The sequence below is a fragment of the Streptomyces tatrensis genome (assembly GCF_049310065.1).
In the GTDB taxonomy this organism is placed as follows: domain Bacteria; phylum Actinomycetota; class Actinomycetes; order Streptomycetales; family Streptomycetaceae; genus Streptomyces.
The window spans coordinates 1,879,206-1,899,118 of sequence record NZ_JBMDLB010000011.1 but is presented as its reverse complement, the minus strand read 5'-3'; the positions used below and the strand labels follow the sequence as shown (position 1 = coordinate 1,899,118).

General features: G+C 70.9%; 14 protein-coding genes. 11 read left to right on the top strand and 3 right to left on the bottom strand.

Annotated features, from left to right (window positions below; genetic code table 11):
- From ACODT5_RS24255 to ACODT5_RS24205, 11 genes are all read left to right on the top strand, one after another.
- The gene (locus ACODT5_RS24255; protein ID WP_422521391.1) at positions 1-2,406 is read left to right on the top strand and encodes a xanthine dehydrogenase family protein molybdopterin-binding subunit; all 2,406 of its coding nucleotides are present in this window, start codon (positions 1-3) and stop codon (positions 2,404-2,406) included.
- A 207-nt stretch (positions 2,407-2,613) separates the two neighbouring features.
- On the top strand, positions 2,614-3,438 hold the full coding sequence (locus tag ACODT5_RS24250) for an FAD binding domain-containing protein (RefSeq protein WP_422521390.1): 825 nt from the start codon (positions 2,614-2,616) through the stop codon (positions 3,436-3,438).
- Between the two features lie 35 nt (positions 3,439-3,473).
- A complete protein-coding gene (locus ACODT5_RS24245; RefSeq protein WP_422521389.1) occupies positions 3,474-4,805 on the top strand; it encodes an MFS transporter in 1,332 nt (443 codons plus the stop codon).
- Positions 4,802-6,331 (top strand): ATP-binding protein, encoded by a 1,530-nt coding sequence (locus ACODT5_RS24240; RefSeq protein ID WP_422521388.1) that lies wholly within the window; start codon positions 4,802-4,804, stop codon positions 6,329-6,331. The genes ACODT5_RS24245 and ACODT5_RS24240 overlap by 4 nt, the downstream gene beginning before the upstream one ends.
- 12 nt (positions 6,332-6,343) lie before the next feature.
- On the top strand, positions 6,344-6,685 hold the full coding sequence (locus ACODT5_RS24235; RefSeq protein WP_422521387.1) for a nuclear transport factor 2 family protein: 342 nt from the start codon (positions 6,344-6,346) through the stop codon (positions 6,683-6,685).
- A 101-nt stretch (positions 6,686-6,786) separates the two neighbouring features.
- Complete coding sequence (locus ACODT5_RS24230) at positions 6,787-7,434, top strand: TMEM175 family protein (RefSeq protein WP_422521386.1); 648 nt, start codon at positions 6,787-6,789, stop codon at positions 7,432-7,434.
- A 72-nt stretch (positions 7,435-7,506) separates the two neighbouring features.
- Entirely contained in the window at positions 7,507-8,835 is a 1,329-nt protein-coding gene (locus tag ACODT5_RS24225) for an IS701 family transposase (protein ID WP_422521385.1), read from the top strand.
- Positions 8,835-9,998 carry an XdhC family protein gene (locus ACODT5_RS24220; RefSeq protein ID WP_422521384.1) on the top strand — a complete coding sequence of 388 codons (1,164 nt, stop codon included), beginning with the start codon at positions 8,835-8,837 and terminating at the stop codon, positions 9,996-9,998. Before ACODT5_RS24225 ends, ACODT5_RS24220 begins: the two co-directional genes overlap by 1 nt.
- A 136-nt stretch (positions 9,999-10,134) precedes the next feature.
- On the top strand, positions 10,135-11,577 hold the full coding sequence (locus ACODT5_RS24215; protein ID WP_422521383.1) for a GuaB1 family IMP dehydrogenase-related protein: 1,443 nt from the start codon (positions 10,135-10,137) through the stop codon (positions 11,575-11,577).
- 139 nt (positions 11,578-11,716) lie between these two features.
- Entirely contained in the window at positions 11,717-13,018 is a 1,302-nt protein-coding gene (locus ACODT5_RS24210; RefSeq protein WP_422521382.1) for an FAD-binding protein, read from the top strand.
- Between the two features lie 112 nt (positions 13,019-13,130).
- Positions 13,131-13,940, top strand: a complete 810-nt coding sequence (locus tag ACODT5_RS24205; protein WP_422521381.1) for a VOC family protein — start codon at positions 13,131-13,133, stop codon at positions 13,938-13,940.
- Positions 13,941-14,036: 96 nt separating this feature from the next.
- On the opposite strand, the gene ACODT5_RS24200 is transcribed toward ACODT5_RS24205, so the two are convergent.
- From ACODT5_RS24200 to ACODT5_RS24190, 3 genes are all read right to left on the bottom strand, one after another.
- The gene (locus tag ACODT5_RS24200; protein WP_422521380.1) at positions 14,037-15,206 is read right to left on the bottom strand and encodes a glycosyltransferase; all 1,170 of its coding nucleotides are present in this window, start codon (positions 15,204-15,206) and stop codon (positions 14,037-14,039) included.
- Positions 15,206-18,097 carry a bifunctional glycosyltransferase/CDP-glycerol:glycerophosphate glycerophosphotransferase gene (locus tag ACODT5_RS24195; protein WP_422521379.1) on the bottom strand — a complete coding sequence of 964 codons (2,892 nt, stop codon included), beginning with the start codon at positions 18,095-18,097 and terminating at the stop codon, positions 15,206-15,208. Before ACODT5_RS24195 ends, ACODT5_RS24200 begins: the two co-directional genes overlap by 1 nt.
- Before the next feature lie 208 nt (positions 18,098-18,305).
- Complete coding sequence (locus ACODT5_RS24190) at positions 18,306-19,913, bottom strand: DUF6056 family protein (RefSeq protein ID WP_422521378.1); 1,608 nt, start codon at positions 19,911-19,913, stop codon at positions 18,306-18,308.

Below are 19,913 nucleotides of genomic sequence, written 5' to 3'. Positions count from 1 at the left end.
ATGACCGCAGTCACGGGGGAGACCCCGCTCCAGGGCAACGGCCTGCTCGGACAGCCGCTGGACTGCCGTGAGGATCCGCAGCTGCTGCGCGGCGAGGCCACGTACGTGGGTGACATCGACCTGCCGGGCACCGCCCACATGGCGATCCTCGGCAGCCCCGTGGCCCACGCGAAGATCCTCTCCATCGACACCAAGGCCGCCGAGCAGCTGCCCGGCGTGCTGAAGGTGGCCACCGCGGCCGACTTCACCGACGTCATGCCGCTGCCCTGCATCTGGATACCCGGCGGGGTCGAGAGCCACTTCCCGCCCCACCCCTACGGACTTCCCGGCTCCCGCCCGGTGCTGTCCGGCGACACCGTGCGCCACGTCGGCGACCCCATCGCCGCGGTCGTCGCCGAGACCCCGCGCCAGGCCGCCGCCGCCCTCGCCGCCATCTCCGTCGAGTACGAACCGCTGCCCGTGGTGACCCGCGCCGACGAGGCCCTCGCTGAAGGCGCCCCCCAGCTCCACGAAGCCGTACCCGGCAACCTGAACGCGTACTGGACCTGCGGGGACAAGGACCGCACCGCCGCGGCCATCGCCGCGGCCGAGGTCACCGTCGAGCTGGACCTGGTCAACCAGCGCACCATCAACAGCCCCATCGAGCCGCGCGGCGCGGTCGGCGACTACAACGCCGCCACCGGCGAGTACACGCTGTACGCCTCCACCCAGGGCCCGCACAACCACCGCTTCCTGCTCTCCGCCCTGGTCCTCGGCATCCCCTTCAACAAGCTCCGGGTCATCGCCCCGACCGTCGGCGGCAGCTTCGGCACCAAGGGGTACCTGTACCCCGACATGCCGCTGGTCCTGCTGCTCTCCAAGGCGCTCGGCCGGCCCGTGAAATGGGTCGACACCCGCACCGGGCTGATGAACTCCACCGTCCAGGGCCGCGACCACCGCCAGCACGTCACCCTGGCCGGCACCCGCGACGGCCGGATCACCGCCGTGCGCTGCACGAGCTACGCCAACCTCGGCGCCTACCCCTCCACCATCGGCCCCGGCGTCGCCACCGCCCTGATGGGCCGCTCCATCAGCGGCATGTACGACATCGACGCGGCCTTCTGCGAGGTCTACGCGGCCTTCACCAACACCGTTTCGCTCGGCGCCCAGCGCGGCAGCGGGCGCGCCGAGGCCGCGTTCCTGATGGAACGGCTCGTGGACCGCTACGCCTCCGAGATCGGCATGGACCCGGCGGCGGTGCGCCGCAAGAACCTGGTGCCGAAGGAGAAGTTCCCGTACGACAACGGCCTGGGCTGGACCTACGACTCGGGCGACTACCAGCTCAACTTCGACCGGGCCATCGAGCTCTCGGGCTACGCCGACATGCCCGCCCGCAAGACCGAGGCCCGCGCCCGCGGCAAGCGGCTCGGCGTCGGCATCGCCTCCTACGTGGCGATCTGCGGGGTCGGCCCCTCCACCAGGATGTCCAAGGAGGGCATGCTCGGCGGCACTTGGGAGAGCGCGAACATCCGCGTCCACCCGACCGGCGAGGTCACCGTCACCGTCGGCTCCGCCTCCACCGGCCAGAGCCACGGCACCGTCTTCGCGCAGGTCGCCGCCGACGAGCTCGGCATCGACCCGGCGACGGTCCAGGTGTACGAGGGGGACACGCTCAAGGCCCCGTACGGGCAGGGCACTTACGGCTCGCGCTCCTACAGCATGGCCGCGCCGGCCATCGCCCTCACCGCCCGGAAGATCAAGAGCAAGCTGGTCAGGGCCGGAGCCGTCTTCCTCGGCGTCCCCGAGGACAAGGTCGTCTACGCGGACGGCAAGATCTTCGAAGAGGGCAACGAGGAGAACACCAAGACCTTCGCCGAGCTGGCGATGGCCATGTGGTACGGCTGGGGGCTGCCGCCCGAGATCGAGCCCGCCCTCGACGAGACCACCCACTTCGACCCGCCGGACTTCAACTACCCCTTCGGGACGCACGTCGCGGTCGTCGAGATCGACGAACTGACCGGCGAGACCGAGGTGGTGGCCTACACCGCCGTCGACGACGCGGGCAACATCGGCAACCCGAAGATCGTGCTCGGGCAGATCGAGGGCAGCATCCTGCACGGCCTCGGCCAGGCCCTCATGGAGCACGCCGAGTACGCCCCGGACGGGCGGCTCGTCAGCAGCGACCTGAACCACTACGCGCTGCCGCGCGCCATCGACGCACCTTTCTTCACCCTCGACAAGACGGTCACCCCCTCCCCGCACAACCCGCTGGGGGCCAAGGGCGCGGGCGAGATCGCCACCGTGCCGCCCGCCGCGGCCGTCGTCAACGCCGTCGTCGACGCCCTGTCCGACCTGGGCGTCCGGCACATCGACATGCCCGTCACCCCCGAGAAGGTCTGGCGCCGCCTGAGAGGGGAAGCCCGTTGAATCCTCCCCTTCCCGGAGGAGGGGGATTCCTGACTCACGCAGCCTGGTGGACCAGCGGCCCGTCAGGTCTTCCACGATCAGCGCCAGCCGGGTTGAAACCAGCCCGGGTAACAGCAATACGAAAGGAGGGTTGCACGTGCTTGATTCTCGCTACGCACTCTCCGTAGTGCACTGTACCCGATTCTGTGACGGCGTCAGGAGGTTCAGGTGATCCTCACCGAGTTCGACTACGTACGCCCCGTCGGCCTCGATGAGGCCCTGACCCTGCTGGCCGGCCGTCCCGGCGCCCGGGTGCTGGCCGGCGGGCAGAGCCTGCTGCCCGGCCTGCGCACCGGGGAGGACCGGGCCTCCCTGCTCGTCGACGTCCGCCGGCTGGAAGAGCTCCGCGGGATCGAGTGGACCCCCGCCGGGATCCGGGTCGGGTCGATGACCACCCTGGCCGAACTGGCCGCGGACCCCCTGCTGCTGGCCGACGCGCCCGAGATCGCCGCCGCGGCCCGCGCCAACGGCGACCCCCAGGTCCGCAACCTCGGCACGGTCGGCGGCAACCTCGCCGCCACCGGCCGGGCCACCGACCTGCCCGTCGCGGCCATGGCCGCCGGAGCCACGGCCGAACTGGCCGGGCCGGGCGGGGTGTCGACGCTCACCGCCGAGGAACTGGCCGCCTCCGGCGTCCCGGCGGGCACCCTCGTCACCGCCCTGCTCGTCCCGGCCGCCGGCCGCGCCGCCGCTTTCGAGAAGACCGCCGACCGGGCGACCCGCTACCCGGTCTGCGCCGCCGCCGTACGGATCACCCCCCACGGGCCGCGCATCGCGGTCACCGGGGCCACCGCCCGCGCACTGCGGCTGCGCGGGGTCGAAGAACGGCTCGGCGGGGGCCCGTACACGACGGAGGCCGTGCTCGCGGCCTTCCGCGCCGAACCCCGGGAGCTGTTCGTCCCGGGGCGCGGCACCTCGGCCGAGTACCTCGGCCACCTCGCGGGCGTACTCACCGCCCGCGCGCTCACGAGGGCCGTGCAGGCACCCGCCTGACCGCCCACGACGGGGGAGTTGAAGCAGTGGAACCGTTGCCCACGACAGCACCGACCGTGCCGTCCGCGACCACCACGGGGGACACCTTGCGCCCAGCTCCCGGCTCCGCAGGCCCCGCCGGCCCCGCAGGCGCACCGGGAAGCTCCGGCTTCTGGGTGGTGGGCGCGGTCCTGGTCCTGCTGATGCTCTCCTCCTCCGTCCCCTCCGCCCTCTACGTGCTCTACCAGCAGGAGTGGGGCCTGTCCTCCGGCATGATCACGGTGGTCTTCGCCCTGTACGCCGTCACCGTGCTCGCCGGACTCCTGCTGTTCGGCTCGCTGTCCGACACCCTCGGCCGGCGGCCCGTACTCGCCGCGGGGCTGGTCCTCGCCATCGTCTCCATGGGCCTGTTCGCCTCGGCGCAGGGGCTCGGCCTGCTGCTCGCCGCCCGCGCCGTGCAGGGGCTGGCGGTGGGCCTGGCCACCGGGGCCATGGGCGCCGCCCTGCTGGAGCTCGCCCCGCGCTCCCGGCCCGCGCTCGGCGCCCAGGTCAACAGCGCCGGGCCGACCGTGGGCATCGGCCTCGGCGGCATCGGGGCGGGGCTGCTCGTGCAGTACGCGCCCGCTCCGACCGTCCTGACCTACCTGCTGCTCGTGGGGGCCTTCGCCGTCTCCCTGGCCGGCGTGGCCCGGATGGCGGAGAGCGCGCCCGGGCGGGCGGGCGGGAGCGCTGGGACGCGTGGGGCCGGTGGGCCTGCCGGCAGCCGGCTGAAGATCGTCCCGCACCGGATCCACATCCCCGCCGCCGTCCGCGGCCGCTTCGCCGTGCTGATCCTGACCATCGTGGCCGTCTGGTCGGTCGGCGGCTTCTACCTCTCGCTCGGCCCGCACCTGGCCCTCTCCCTGCTCCGGAGCACCAACTACCTCGTCGGCGGGGCCACCGTGGCCCTCCTGGCCGGCGCCGCCACCGCCGCCCAGCTCCTGCTGGGCCGCACCGAGGCCCTGCGCACCGCCGTCCTCGGCCTGCTCGGCCTGCTCGGCGGGCTGGCCCTGGTGCTCCTCGCGCTCGGGCTCGGCTCGGCACCCGTGTTCCTCGCGGCCACCGCCGTCCTCGGAGCCGGCTGGGGCGCCGCCTTCCTCGGCTCCTTCCGTGCGCTGAGCGCACTGGCCGAGCCGGCACACCGGGGCGAACTGACCGCCGCCGTCTACGTGTTCGCGTACCTCGCGATGAGCGTGCCGGCGGTGCTCGCCGGACTGCTCACCAACATCCACGGGCTGCACCGCACCTCGGTCGGCTTCATGGCCACCGTCGCCGCGGTGTGCGCGCTCGCCCTGCTGGCCACCCTGCGGCTCGCCGCCCGGAACAGGACGGAAGGGAGCACCACATGACGGGTACCCCGGGTACCACGGGCACCGCCACCCTCCGTACCGCCCTGCGCGCGCTGGAGATCTTCGAGGGCCTCACCGAGGAGCAGCTGGACTGGCTGGTCTCGGTCTCCGAACCCAGGGTGCTCGCCGACGGGGAGGTCCTCTTCCGCGACGGGGAGGAGGCCACGGGCTTCCACGTCCTGCTCTCCGGAGGCCTGGTGGTGACCAAGGTCGTCGACGGCCGCGAGGAGGTCCTGACCCGTCACTCCACCGAGGAGGAGAGCGCGGCCGCCGAGGAACACGACGGCAAGCCGTCGGCCGCGCACCGGTTCACCGGCGAACTGCCGCTGCTGACGGACGGGTCGTACGTGGCCACGGCCGCGGCGAGCGGGCCGGCCACCACCGTGGTGGCGTACGCCAAGCCGGTGTTCTTCGAAATGCTGACCCGCTGCCACGGGGTGGCCGCCGTACTGATCCCCGTGCTGGCCTGGCGCATCAAGTCCTCCGAGGTCCAGGCCCGCAAACGGGCCACCGTCGAAGCCCTGGGCACCCTGGCGGCGGGCCTCGCGCACGAGCTGAACAACCCCGCGGCCGCGGTGGCCCGGGCCGCGCAGGAGCTGGCGCCCGCCCTGGACCAGCTGACGCGCACCGCCCAGGTCTGGGGCGCGGCCGCCACGGACGCCGAGCGCTCCGTGTTCGACCAGCTCGCCGGCGAACTGGACAAGATGGCGCCGCCGCCGGTCACCGACCCGCTGGACCAGGCGGACGCGGAGGAGCAGATCGCCGACTGGGCCGAGGAAGCCGGCGCGGAGCGGGCCGGACTGCTCGGCTCGGGGGTCTCCGACCTCGGCCTGGACCTGGGCGGGCTGCTGGAGCGGCTGGAGGGGGTCGGGGAGCCGGCCCTGCCCGCGGCCCTGGACCACCTGGCGGCCCTCCTGGAGATCCGCTCGCTCGCCGCCGAGCTGCGGGCGGCCGGGCCGCGGATCTCGCAGCTGGTGTCGGCCACCCGGGATTACGCCAATCTCGACCGGGCCCCCGAGCAGCGCTTCGCGGTGACCGACGGACTGGAGAACACGCTGGTCGTGCTGCGTGCCAAGCTCGCCGGGATCGGGATCGTGCGCGCGTACGAACCGGACCTGCCCGAACTGACGGGCTACCCGAGCGAGCTGAACCAGGTGTGGACCAACCTGGTCGACAACGCGGCGGCCGCGATGGAGGGCGCCGGAACCCTCACCCTGCGCGCCCGGGTCGAAGGCGTCTGCATGGAGGTGGAGATCGCCGACACCGGCTCGGGCATTCCCCGGGAATCCCTGCCGAGGATCTTCGAACCCTTCTACACGACCAAGGACGTGGGGAAGGGGACCGGTCTCGGTCTGCACCTCAGCTACCGCATCGTGACCCAGCGCCACCACGGTTCGATCACGGCCCGCTCGCGCCCGGGGGAGACCCGGATGACCGTGCGGCTGCCGCTGTCCGGGACCGATCCGTCCTGCGCCGTGCCGGCCGTACCCACTGATCCCACCGATCCATCCTCATCGAAGAGTTGAAAGGGAGTCGACATGCCCAAGTACGACATCTCCACCCTGCACCCGGTGTTCGTCCGGCAGATGGACGCGATCGCCGCCCTGGACATCGAGGCGGTCATGAAGAACTACACCGACGACGCCGTGCTGTTGCGCTTCGAGGGCGCCTCCGTCGGCATCGACGCGGTGCGCGAGACGTTCACCGGGTACCTGACGGTGAAGCCGGCCCTCGTGGAACTCCAGGAGTACGTCGAGACCGACGACACCATCTTCTACCGGGCGATCATGAATCTGAACGGCGAACCGGAGCACGCGTTCGGAACGCTCGTGGTGCGGGATGGCCGAATCTGGCGGCAGACAGCGGGATTTGGCAGCTAACCTTCGAAATCTGGGTAGCGTGTGCGGGGAGGGTGGGGATGCGCACCCTCCCCGTATGCACGACAGCCGTAGATATATGCAAGAAGCGCGAAGGGGAGGTCATGGAAACGGAAACCGGCCGGGTCGAGGCATTCAGTGACGGTGTATTCGCGGTCATCATCACGATCCTCGTCCTGGAATTGAAAGTTCCGGAAGAAACCGGCTCCGACTTCTGGCACGGAGTGCGGGAACAGTGGCCGCACTACGCCGCCTATGTGGTGAGTTTCCTCATCATCGGCGTGATGTGGGTGAACCACCACACCATCTTCAGTCACATCAAGCGGGTCGACCGCCCTTTGCTGTTCCTGAACCTCCTGGTGCTGATGGTGGTGTCGGTGGTGCCGTACACCACCAATGTGCTCGCCGAACACCTCATGGAAGAAGGGGGATCGGCCAACGCGGCGGCCGTCCTCTACAGCCTCGTCACCGTGGCCTATGCCTTGGCGTTCATGGCCTTCTGGTGGTACGTCACCCGGGTCGGACACCTCTTCCACGACCAAGTGGACAAGGACGGCGCCCGAGCCACCAGGGTGCGTTTCGGCCTGGGTGCAATCGCCTACCCCTGCACCGTCGCCCTGGCGTTCTTCTCCGCTCCGCTCACCCTCGTCGCCCACTTCCTGATCGCGCTCTACTATGCGGCGAACCAGATCCCCATCCCCCTCGTGGTAGAGGAAGAGCGGCTCGAATCTGTCAGCGACCTCAGGAAGTAGCCGCAGGGACCTACGGCCGTTCTCCACGGTCAAGTAGGCTAATGGATCTAGCTGGTCGCGGGGGAGGCCCAGATGTCTCGCGTAGTCCTGCCGGAGGAATCCACGAAGGAAATCTCCGAATTGATCGACGTCCTGATCTCGCTCTTCTTCGAGTCGTTACCCCGGCGGGACCAGCGAAACTGGGCCCGCGTATACCTGAACGGCCTGGTGCGGACCAACGGAAAGAAAACAATTCGTAACATCGCCGGAACCGGGGCCAGTTCCGTCGAGCAGAGCCTGCAGCAGTTCATCAGCAAATCGCCCTGGGACTGGACCCCCGTACGGCGCTCCCTCGCCCAGCACCTGGAACGCACCGCGCAGCGCCCGCTGGCCTGGGTGGTGCAGCCCATGGTCATCGAGAAGGCCGGCGACCGGTCGGTCGGCGTGGGGCGGCAGTTCGTGCCCCAGCTGGGCCGCACCGCCAACTGTCAGCAGGCCAGCGGCATCTGGCTCACCTCCAGCGATGCAGGCTTCCCCGTCGAATGGACCCTCACCCTCCCCGGGCCCTGGACGGCGGAGCTCCTGCGGCGCCGGCGGGCCGGGATACCCGACACGGCCCGCTCGCTCACCCCCGCTCAGGACGCGGTACACGCGGTCCAGCGGATGGCCGCCACCTGGCAACTCCAGCGCAGGCCCGTGGTGATGGAAGTCTCCAACAGCGAACTGCCGCAGTGCATCGAGTCGTTCGCGATGCAGGACATCCCCTTCGTATTCAAAGTGGACGGCACCCTGCCCGTCTCCTTCGGCGGGGCGGGCCGGCACAAGCCCGGCCCGCACACCGCGCCGGCCCGCGAGCTCATCGACTCCCTGCGCTCCCAGCGGCGCGTCGTCGAATGGACCCGGCACGGCCGCGCCGAGGGAGCGGTCACCCTGCTCACCTCGGCCGCCATCTTCGCCACCCCCGGGGAGGACCGCCTCGTACCCGCCCCGCCCACCCCGCTGCTGCTCGTCGGGGCCTGGACCGAGGCGGCCCTGCTGCCCTCGGAGTTCTGGATCACCAACATCGGCGACCGGCCGCTCGCGCAGCTGTTCCTCCTCGCCAAACTCACCGACCGGGTCGCGCTCGACTTCACCGAGGTCTGCGAACCCGCCGGAATCCGTGACTTCGAAGGCCGCTCCTTCCGAGGCTGGCACCACCACGCCACCCTCGCCAGCGTCGCCCACGCCGCGATGCTGCTCGGCGCGCGCGGACGGGGACCCCACCCGTCACAGCCCGAGCCGTACCCCGGCCCGGCCCGCCCCGCCCCCACACGCACCGCCCCCACCCGTACGGTCACCGCCGCGCACGCCGCGGCGGCGCCCGTCCTGCCGCCGAGACCGGTCATCCCCGGGCAGAGCCCGCGCCGCGAGTACATCCGCTGATGCTCGACATCGCCGAAGAGCTACGCGCGTGGTGCGCCGCCGGACGGGACTTCGCCGTGGCCACGGTGGTCGCCGTCAGCGGCAGCGCGCCGCGCGGTCCGGGCGCCTCCCTGGCCGTCGACAGCGGGGGCGCCGCGCTCGGCTCCCTCTCCGGCGGCTGCGTGGAATCGGCCGTGCACGAGCTGTGCCTGGAGGCGCTCGCCTCCGGGCACGGCGGCGTGCACCGCTTCGGGTACAGCGACGACGACGCCTTCGCGGTGGGGCTGACCTGCGGTGGAGTCCTCGACGTCCTGATCACCCCGGTACGCCGGCACGACCCGGTGCGGCCCGTCATCGGCGCCGTCCTCGACGCGGCCTGCGCCGGTGCCCGCTCCGCGCTGGCCCGGGTGGTCTGCGGGCCGCCGGAACAGGTGGGCCGGGCCATCGCCGTGCACGCCGACGGTTCCTACGAGGGCCGCCTCGGCGGGGGCGCCGAGCTGGACCGGGCCGCCGCCGAGCGGGTCCGGGGCTGGCTCGCGGCCGGCCGCACCGGCACCACCGACCTGGGCACCGCGGGCGGGCTCTGCGGGCAGCCCCTGACCCTGCTGGTCGAATCGGCCGCCGAGCCGCCCCGGCTGCTGGTCTACGGGGCCATCGACTTCGCCGCCGCCCTCACCCGGATCGGCGCCTTCCTGGGCTACCGGGTCACGGTCTGCGACGCCCGGCCCGTCTTCGTCACGGCCGCCCGGTTCCCCGACGCCGCCGAGGTGGTCGTGGACTGGCCGCACCGGCACCTGGCCGCGGAATGGGAGGCGGGCCGCCTGGATCCCCGTACGACGGTGTGCGTCCTGACCCACGACGCCAAGTTCGACGTCCCCCTGCTGGCCCTCGCGCTGCGGCTGCCGCTCGGGTACGTGGGCGCCATGGGCTCGCGGCGCACCCACGAGGACCGGGCGCGGCGGCTGCGGGCGGAGGGCGTGGAGGCGGCCGCACTGGCCCGGCTGCGCTCACCGATCGGCCTGGACCTCGGCGGGGGGACCCCCGAGGAGACCGCGCTGGCCATCGCCGCCGAGTTCACGGCCGTCCGGTACGGAGGAACGATTCTTCCCCTGGCCCGGAACGGCGGCCCCGTCCATCGCCGGGCGGACCCGCCCCTACCCGGCCGGAGGACCAAGGTCCCGTAGGAAGCGACCATCCGGCCCCAAATGTCCTGGACGATCGGCCGGGGCGGTGTGAACTCCAGGTCGTGTGAGAATGAAGTACGTGCGTTCCTCGACTGCCCTGTCGGGGTCACCTCCGAACGACTGGGATGTTCAGCACGTGCGTTTTCTCAATGACCTGAAGCCGCCGTACGACCTGACGTACGACGATGTGTTCATGGTGCCGAGCCGCTCCGCGGTCGGTTCCCGGCAGGGCGTCGACCTCTCCGCGCCTGACGGCACCGGCACCACCATTCCGCTGGTCGTGGCCAACATGACCGCCATCGCCGGCCGCCGCATGGCCGAGACGGTCGCCCGCCGCGGCGGCATCGTCGTCATCCCGCAGGACATCCCGATCGACGTCGTCATCGACGTGATCTCCTGGGTGAAGACCCGCCACCTCGTGCTCGACACCCCGATCACGCTGGCCCCCACCCAGACCGTCGCCGACGCGCTGTCGCTGCTGCCCAAGCGCGCGCACGGCGCCGGCGTCGTCGTCGACGCCGACGGCCGCCCGGTGGGCGTCGTCACCGACCACGACCTGACCGGCGTGGACCGCTTCACCCAGCTCTCCGAGGTCATGTCGAGGGAGCTCCTGCTCATCGACGCCGACATCGACCCCCGCGAGGCCTTCACCAAGCTCGACGCCGGCCACCGCAAGCTGGCCCCCGCCGTCGACAAGGACGGCAAGCTCGTCGGCATCCTCACCCGCAAGGCCGCGCTGCGCGCGACCCTGTACACCCCCGCCACGGACGCCAACGGCAGGCTGCGCATCGCCGCCGCCGTCGGCATCAACGGCGACTTCGTGGCCAAGGCCAAGCAGCTGCTCGACGCGGGCGTGGACACGCTCGTCATCGACACCGCGCACGGCCACCAGGAATCGATGATCAGCGCGATCAAGGCCGTCCGCGCCCTCGACCCGCAGGTCCCGATCGTGGCCGGCAACATCGTCGCCGCCGAGGGCGTCAAGGACCTGATCGACGCCGGCGCCGACATCATCAAGGTCGGTGTGGGCCCCGGTGCCATGTGCACCACCCGCATGATGACCGGCGTGGGCCGCCCGCAGTTCTCCGCGGTGCTGGAGTGCGCGGCCGAGGCGAAGAAGCACGGCAAGCACGTCTGGGCCGACGGCGGCGTCCGTCACCCGCGCGACGTGGCGATGGCGCTGGCCGCCGGTGCGTCCAACGTCATGATCGGCTCCTGGTTCGCCGGTACGTACGAGTCCCCGGGCGACCTGCAGCAGTCGGCCGACGGCCGCCTGTACAAGGAGTCCTTCGGCATGGCCTCCGCGCGCGCGGTCCAGAACCGCACCTCGGAGGAGTCCTCCTACGACCGCGCCCGCAAGGGTCTCTTCGAGGAGGGCATCTCCACCTCGCGGATGTTCCTGGACCCGGCCCGTCCGGGCGTCGAGGACCTGATCGACTCGATCATCGCGGGCGTCCGCTCCTCCTGCACCTACGCCGGTGCGGCCTCCCTCGCGGAGTTCGAGGAGAAGGCCGTCGTCGGCATCCAGTCCGCCGCGGGCTACGCCGAGGGCAAGCCGCTGCACGCCAGCTGGAGCTAGTCGCACCTCACCACTGCGCCGGGGTCCCCGTGGGGCCCCGGCGCAGTGCTGTCCGGCCCCGGTCCGAGCCGTGCTCTAGCACGGGGGAACAGGATGTCCACCGCTCCTTCCCTTTGTTGCCGTGGAAAGGTCGGGCCAGGTGGACACATTCAGCCGGGACTTCGGACGCACCTCCGTCGTTCCTCCCGGGAAAGTGGTGCGGGAGGACGAGCACGGAACCGTCGCGGAGGCCATGCGCGAGGCGGCGGAGGCGGGCCGGGACATGACCGTCCGGGGAGCCGGCCGCTCGACCAACACCCAGACGCTGTCCCCCGGGGTCGTCATCGACAACTACCGCCCCGATGCCGTTCCGCGCTTCGTCGGGGACGGCGGGGACGGCGGGGACGGTGGGGACGGTGGGGACGGCGGGGACGAACACCTGGTGGAAGTCCCGAGCGGGATCACCTGGCTCGAACTGGAGAGGTGGCTGAACCGGCACGGCCGCTCCAACCCCGTCCTCCCCAGCTACCTGAACATCACGGTGGGGGGAAACCTCTCCATCGGAGGATTCGGCCTCGCCTCCTGCCGCTCCGGACTGCAGAGCGACCAGGTGCACGAGATCGAGCTCGTCGACGGAACGGGCCGCTCGCTGCGGTGTTCCGAGCGGGAGAACTCCGAGCTGTTCCGGTACGCCCTGGGCGGCCTGGGGCAGGTGGGGTTCATCAAGAAGGTGGTTCTGAGGACCGTGCCGTACCAGCCCGTCACCCGCGCGGCCAGGGTCGAGCACACCGGACTGGCCGACCTCACGGAGTTCATGCTGAACGGCGTACAGGAGCCGTGGGTGTCGAGCTTCTTCGGCATGTACGACCGGGCGTCCTGGTACTCGCACGTATCGCTCACCGACGACGCACCCGCGCCCGCGGATCCGGCGCAGGAGTTCCTGGTCCCCGACTACATGCAGTTCAGCCACGGGGAAACCGCGAAGGCCCTCCACCACCTGCTCGAAGAGGACTCCCACGCGAACATGTGGGTCGACCACATCTTCGACGAGGACGGCTTCAAGCTCTTCACGAAGAAGGTGGAGGGGATGCTCGAGGAGTATCCGCTCTCCGAGACCCTGGTCGCCCTGTACTTCCTGGTGATCAAGCGCCCCGAATCCGCCACCCCCTTCGTCCTCGCACCCGTGGTGGACGCCCCCGTGCAGTACCTGATCGGCATCTTCACGGCAGCCGGAACCGCCGATTCCCGGGGGATCTCCGAGACGCGGCGCGTCCTGCGGGAGCTGCTGGAGGCCTGCGCGGAGGCCAAGGGCCGTCCGTACCTCTACGGCACCCACGATTTCGACACGGACCTGCTGGAGCGCTTCTACGGAGCCCCGGCCCTCCAGCGCCTCCGGGAACTGCGCGAGGAGCACGGGCTGACCCACTTCGCCCGCCGCGCCTTCGGGGAGGTCGCCCCGTAGCGGCCGTGCCCCGCCGGCGCCCGGCCCGCCCCCGCCCGCCCGCCGGACCGACGGGCGGGGGCAGGTGTCCGGTGCCACGCTGGTCGTACTCGATCCGCGAAAGGCAGTCGTCATGATCACCACTGACTTCGTCACCGGCTCCCCCTGCTGGCTCGACCTCGGCGTCCCCGACGTCCCCGCCGCCGCGGCCTTCTACGGCGCCGTCCTCGGGTGGGACTACGAGTCCATGGGCGCGGGGGAGGACCCGGCGCAGGACATGGAAGGCGGCATGTTCCGCAAGGACGGCAAGATCGTCGCCGGGCTGGGCAAGCTCACCGAGGAGGGCGCCCGCCCGGCCTGGATGATCTACTACAGCGTCCCCGACGCCGAGGCCACGACCAGCGCCGTCCGCGGCGCCGGCGGCACTGTACGGGTGGAGCCGCGCAAGCTCGACGAGTGGGGCACGATGGCGCAGTACAGCGACCCGCTGGGGGGCCAGTTCGCCGTCTGGCAGCCCGGGGAGAACAAGGGCGTCGACCTCGTGGACCAGCCGGGCTCGCTGTCCTGGACCGAGCTGTACACGAGCGACGCCACGGCCGCCCGGGAGTTCTACGGGGGCGTCTTCGGCTGGCAGTTCAGCGATATGCAGATGCCGGGCGGCGGGGGCACGTACACCCTGATCACCCCCGCCGGGCTGCCCGAGGGGCGGATGCAGGGCGGCCTGATGGAGCTCTCCGCGGAGGACCTGGCCGTGGCGGGCGGACGGCCGTACTGGCACCCGGTCTTCCACGTCACCGACTGCGACGCGGCGGTCGCCGAGGTCGCCGCGCGCGGCGGCAGCGTACAGATGGGGCCCGTGGACGCAGAGGGCGTCGGCCGGCTGGCCGTCTGCCTCGACCCGTCGAACGCCGACTTCGTGGTGCTGACCCCGTCCCAGGACTGAACCCCGGCCACGGGCACGGCCACCGCCGGCCGTGAGCGCCGAAGGGGGCCACCGGCGATGTGCCGGTGGCCCCCTTCAGGTCGCGTACAGGAGGGTCTACTCGTCCAGAAGGGCGAACAGGCCTTCCCAGCGGCTCACGATCCGGTCGGTCGAGTAGCGCTGGATGTTCTCGCGGGCAGCCTCGCCCATGCTGTCGCGAAGCTCCTTGTCCGCCAGCAACTTGCCGATCTGGCGGGCCAGTTCAGCGGTGTTGCCGGGGGACGCGAGCAGTCCGTCCGTGCCGTCGGTGATGATCTCCCGGACTCCGGGGGCGACGTCGAAGGCGACACAGGGCACGGCGGTGGCCATGGCCTCCATGGGAGCGAGCGGGAAGCCCTCGCCACGGGAACTCAGGACGAACACGGAAGCGTCGCGCAGCGCCCCCGGGACGTCGCTGGTACGGCCCATCCACTCCACGGAGGATTCGATGCCCAGCGCCGCGCTCTGCTTGTGCAGCGCCTCCTGCTCCTCGCCCGCGCCGTAGATGCGCAGCGTCCAGTCCGCGTGGTCCGGTGCGACCTGGGCCCAGGCGTCGAGGAGCAGGTCGACCCCCTTCTCCTCGTGCAGACGGCCGATGCTCACCACCGTCTTGTTCTCGCGCCCGGACGGCTCGTCCGGGAAGAACGGCAGGGGGTTGGGCATGAAGCCGACGTTGTCGAACCGCTGGCGTATCCAGAGGTCCGCGTCCTCGCGCGTGAGCGTGAGCATGCGGTCCACGTCCTTGTAGAGCCGCTTCACGCGCTGGAAGCGCGAAGAGGCGCGGCAGGTCTCGAAGGACTCGTGGCTCATGCCGATCACGGTGAGCCCGGCGGTGTCGGCGAGCGCCACCCATTCCATGGCCCACACCTGGGTGACGATGACGATCGCACCCGGGCGGGCGGCCCGGAACAGCTCCGTGAGCTTCGCGGCCTGCTCGCGCATGCCGGCTTCGCGGGCGGCCTGCCGGCGCTGCTCGGCGATGTTCAGCTTGCCCTTGAGCCCGCGGAGGGCCTTGGGGCTCGGGGGGTGCGCGTCGTAGAGCGTGGTGGTCCGGTAGGGCAGGTGGTCGCCGAGTTCCTGGCTGCGCCCCGCGGGCGGCGGGGTGACGCCCAGGACGTGGACCCGGTGGCCCCGTCCGCTGAAGAGGCGGGCCATCTGGTGGGACCAGCTGGTGATGCCGCCCAGCTCGTTCACGCTGTTGGAGACGAAGAAGATGTCCCGGGTCGTGGCTGCGGTCTGCTGGGTCATTAACGCCTCCAGTGCGCGAAGAACTGATCGATGATGCTCTGGCTGGCATTGCCCTGGTCGTACTCGCCGAACCGCGCGCCGAACTGCTCCCGCTTCGAGGCGTACTCGGACGCCTGGGCGTCCAGGGTCCGCACCGCTTCGTGGAACTCGTCCTCGGTGTTGAACACCGGACCGGGCGCGTGCTCCAGCAGGTCGAAGTAGGTGCCGCGGTCCTCGTGGACGTACGCCTCGTAGTCGTACGTGAAGAAGAGCATCGGCCGGTCGAGCAGCGCGTAGTCGAACATCACGGAGGAGTAGTCCGTGATCATCGCGTCGGCGAGGTCGAGCAGGGGCGTCACGTCGTGGTGCGCGGAGACGTCGATGACCCGGCCGCGCACGGTGGGTGGCAGGACCACGTGGTTGAGGTAGTGCGCCCGGACGAGGAGCACGTAACGGTCACCGAACTCGTCGGCGAAGCGCTCCACGTCGAAGGGCAGCTCGAAGTGGGCCTGCCGGCCTCCCGCCTTGCGGAAGGTGGGGGCGTAGAGCAGGACCTTCTTGTCGGCGGGGATGCCCAGCTCGGCCGCGAGCGGGCCCCGCTCGCGTGCTCCGCCGTCGGCCTCGCGCTGACGGGCCTGCGCCAGCGCGTCGTTGCGCGGATAGCCCACCCGCAGCAGGGCCTTCTCCGGCAGGCGGAAGGCCTTGGCCAGGGTCTGGACGTCGTGCTCGGACCGGATCAGGAACCGGTCGAAGCGGTCCAGGCCGGCCTGCTGTGCGTCCTGCCGGGCTCGCGTGGCGGCCTTGAGCTCGGGCAGGTCGAAGCCCATGCGCTTGAGCGCCGAGCCGTGCCAGGTCTGGATGTAGGTGGTCTCGGGACGCTTCGTCAGCTTGAGCGGGAAGCTCTGGTTGTCCACCCAGAACTCGGCCTGCGCGAGCGCCTTGAGGTAGGGCAGCGACCAGGCGCGCACCAGGGTGGCGTCCTTGGGGAACCCCTTCGGGCTGCCGCGGTAGGACCAGATCGCTTCGAATTCGAGGCCCTGGCGGCGCATCTCCTCGTAGATGGCGCGCGGGCTGTCGCTGTACTGCCGGCCGATCATGCTCTCGAAGACGACCGTGCGCTTCTTGATGGGCAGCCGGCTGAAGACCTCGTGGTAGAGGCGGAGCTTGGTCTCGGTGGAAGTGAGGGTCTTGCGCACCGACTTCGCCTTGCGGTACCCCGACTTGGCCAGGGCTCCGGGCTTGCCCCGCACGCCGCGCTCGATCAGTTCGAGGACGCGCTCGTTCGTCTGGTTCTCGGTGACGAGGCGGAAGGCGAGGTGCCCCTTCGCGGAGGCGTGGGGCTCCAGGTGATCGGCCACCATGCGGGTCAGCCGGGGGCGTACGGGCAGCACGCCGGCGGACAGGTCGACGTCGCCCACGGTGAGCCGTGTCGTCGTACGGGCACCGTTCACGTCCAGGGAGAGGCGCAGGTCCCAGACGGTGTCGATGATCCCCAGGGGGCGCAGGTCCTTGGTGAGGTCCGCCTCCGCTTCCCAGTGGACCGATTCGCCGTCGTGCCGCAGGACCTGCACGGGGAACGCGAAGGACTGCAGGCTGCGGCGCCGGGCGCTGAACAGCAGCTCGCCCTCCAGGCGGGCGCCGGCGGCGATCACGCCCAGGGGGTTGGTGATGCGCCCGGTCATCCGGATCGTGGTGCCGTCGGCAGTGAGGCTGGTGAGCTCGTTGCGCAGGAACATCTGGGCGAGCGGCTTCTGGTGGTAGCCGAGGTCGGTCACGTCCAGGACGCTGCGGGCGAAGTCGTCGTCGAGGTACTCGTCGCACCAGTAGATCCGGCCCTCGTGCTCGGCCAGGGGGGAGGAGATCTTGACGCGGTTCGTGAGGCTGTCGACCGCCGGGATCAGGCGCTCCCAGTCGCCCTGGCCGAGCAGGTACGCGCAGATGGCCTGGATCGGCAGGACCTTCTCGTAAGCGGCCGGGGAGATGCCCTTGAGGTACTCCTGGGAGTGCTTGGCGAACTCCAGGCGGTAGGCCTCGTCGCGGAACGGCAGGTCGCGCAGGTGCAGCACCAGGTCGTGCTTGAGGAACTTGACGTCCTTGGCGAGCTTGAGGTCGCTCAGCCCGTGCCGTTCCAGCAGCGCGTCGATGCGGCGGTGGATCTCCAGCCGGTGGATGTAGTTGGCCATCTCGTGGCGGCTGTTGGTCACCGACTTCTCAGCGGCCTGCTCGTGCACGTGCCAGAAGTAGACCTGGTTGGGGATCAGCGTGATGCGCTTGGCCGCCAGGTACGCGTCGGCGATGAACATCAGGTCCTCGTAGAGCATCCCCTTGGGGAAGCGGAGGTCGTTCTCGAGGAGGAAGTCACGGCGGTAGCACTTGTTCGTCGACAGGGTGTCCCAGACGAACAGGTCGGGGAACTCGGTGACGGATTCCAGCGTGCGCGTGGCCGAGTAGATCCACGAGTACCACTCGTCGCGCTTCTGGTTCCGGGTGTCCTTGTGCAGTCGGACGCACAGTCCGGACACGATGTCGGACCCGGTCTCCTCCGCCGACTCGAACAGGTTCCTGCAGGCGTTGCGCTCCAGGACGTCGTCGCTGTCGAGGAACATGACGTACCGGCCCGTGGCCTGCTGGATGCCGACGTTGCGGGGCTCGCCGCCGGCGCCGCTGTTCTCCGGGAGCTGGAAGGCGCGGACCTTCCCGGGGTGCGCTGCGGCCAGCTCCTGGGCTACCTCGAACGAGCGGTCGGAACTGCAGTCGTCGACGATCACGACCTCGACGCTCTGCAGCGTCTGCTCCAGTACGGACTGGACCGCAGCCGGCAGCCGGTCGGCATCGTTAAATACGATCACGACCACGGATATGTCCGGCACAGCAACCTCAACCTTCTCCTCGACGGCATTGCCCTCAAACATATCTCCCTATCAGTCACACTATGGTCACAGGAGGGGAGTGTCGGCGGCTGGCGATGCGCGATGGCAATTCTGGGCAAGTCGGTTCGTTAGGGAAACGTGATGGGGCAGCCGCTCCACTGCCTGCCGGCTCGGACCTGCTCAGAGGCGGGCGCCTGCGGTCGGGGTGCCGTCATGGCCCGCTGTCCTCGGGCCATGACGACGGAACCTCTCAGCGACGGTGGATCCGGTCGATGCCGTACCACTGCGAGACGCAGGCGGAGACCCAGTCCCGCTTGTAGTTCTTGGTGTAGAAGGGCTCGGCCAGGTTCCCGATGGGCAGGGGCCGGTACCCGACGTCGGAGGAGCCCTGCCGGGCTTCCTTCTGGATGCGGGCGTTCTGGGCGTCCCAGGCCACCGAGCGGGTGACCGTGCTGGTGGTGAGCTTCTGCAGGCTCGGGACGAGCGCGGCCATCGAGCCCAGTACCAGGGCGCCCGCGGCCACGACGGCGACCGGCGCGTACCGGGCCGTGGTCGTCCCGCTCGCCAGGAGCCGGCCGGCCCACCGGCCGAGCAGGGCCCCGTAGAGGCAGAGCGCCAGCACCATCGGGACCAGGTAGTTCGTCCAGGTCCGGGCGTACGTCCACCCGGTCGGGCCGTAGCCGCTGCGCAGGCCCGCCGCCACGGCGAACGAACCCAGTACCACCACGAGGACCGGGAGCAGCCACAGGGCGATCCGTGTCATCCGCGGGACGGTGTGGAGTCCCTCCGGCCGGTCGGAGGCGGAGGTCGGGGCGGAGGTCGAGGTGCGCAGACCGACCGCGAGGCCGATCAGGACGCCGACGGCGGCGGCACCGAGATAGGCCCACTGGCCGGCCACGGAGTCCCACATCAGCTGCCAGTCGTGGACGGTGGCCCGCAGCCCCTCCGGGGTGAGCAGGGACTCCTTGGACGGGTTCTGGGCGCGGCGCCAGCGGGCACCGGGGGAGGTGTAGAGGAAGAGCAGACCGCTGAGGAGTCCGAAGCACCAGACCGTGCACCAGGTGAAGGGGCGCCAGGTCCGCGCGAGCCCGAAGCGGGGCACGGCCAGCAGTCCGGCGCCGGCCCCGAGGAGACCGGTGACCAGCGTGAACGGCTCGCTCAGGGTGCCGAGCGCGGCGGCGATGAGGAACGTCGCCACGAACCCGGCCGTCCGGGCGCGGCCGCCGGGCCGGCGGACGGTCCATATGCCGAGCAGGAGCGCCCACACCCCGATGACGCTGGGAATGGTGTGGGAGATGGTGGCCGGGGCCCACAGCAGGGCCTGGTAGCTGCGGGTTCCGGCGAAGTAGAGGAGGGCCTGGAGGACCAGGGCGGCGGCGATCAGGAGCAGCAGCCGCGGCTTGGCGCCGAGGAACCGCATGAACTGGCTGCCGAGCAGGACCAGGCCGAGCGTGAAGGTGACGGCGATGACGGTCGGCAGGATCTTGGCGCCCAGCAGTCCGTCGCCGTAGATGACGCCGCTCAGGAAGGCGTTGGCGACCCGGCCGTTCTGGGTCATGTAGAAGTCGGACGTGATGCCGAAGACGCCCATGTCGCGGGCTTTCCAGGCGGCGCACCAGTCGTCCGAGGTGGGTCGCACGTAGAGCCCGAGGAAGCACCCGACGGCGACCATGGCCCCGGATACGGCCACGAGGATCCCGGAGGTGCCGATCATGAGCCCGCGGGCGAACGCGCGAAGATCGCCGCCCCGGCCGGCTGAAGGGGAAGCGCCGGGGGAATCCGTCCGGGGGGTTTCCTCCCCCTCGAACCCGCGCTCGGCTCCGGCTTCCCCTGTCCCCTGGGGCACGTCAGTCCTCAT

Excerpts from the sequence above, each read along its gene's own strand:
- ACODT5_RS24190 (WP_422521378.1), bottom strand. The coding sequence starts at position 19,913 with ATGAGGACTGACGTGCCCCAGGGGACAGGGGAAGCCGGAGCCGAGCGC.
- ACODT5_RS24205 (WP_422521381.1), top strand. The coding sequence starts at position 13,131 with ATGATCACCACTGACTTCGTCACCGGCTCCCCCTGCTGGCTCGACCTC.
- ACODT5_RS24230 (WP_422521386.1), top strand. The coding sequence starts at position 6,787 with ATGGAAACGGAAACCGGCCGGGTCGAGGCATTCAGTGACGGTGTATTC.
- ACODT5_RS24235 (WP_422521387.1), top strand. The coding sequence starts at position 6,344 with ATGCCCAAGTACGACATCTCCACCCTGCACCCGGTGTTCGTCCGGCAG.
- ACODT5_RS24225 (WP_422521385.1), top strand. The coding sequence starts at position 7,507 with ATGTCTCGCGTAGTCCTGCCGGAGGAATCCACGAAGGAAATCTCCGAA.
- ACODT5_RS24255 (WP_422521391.1), top strand. The coding sequence starts at position 1 with ATGACCGCAGTCACGGGGGAGACCCCGCTCCAGGGCAACGGCCTGCTC.
- ACODT5_RS24195 (WP_422521379.1), bottom strand. The coding sequence starts at position 18,097 with ATGTTTGAGGGCAATGCCGTCGAGGAGAAGGTTGAGGTTGCTGTGCCG.
- ACODT5_RS24240 (WP_422521388.1), top strand. The coding sequence starts at position 4,802 with ATGACGGGTACCCCGGGTACCACGGGCACCGCCACCCTCCGTACCGCC.
- ACODT5_RS24200 (WP_422521380.1), bottom strand. The coding sequence starts at position 15,206 with ATGACCCAGCAGACCGCAGCCACGACCCGGGACATCTTCTTCGTCTCC.
- ACODT5_RS24220 (WP_422521384.1), top strand. The coding sequence starts at position 8,835 with ATGCTCGACATCGCCGAAGAGCTACGCGCGTGGTGCGCCGCCGGACGG.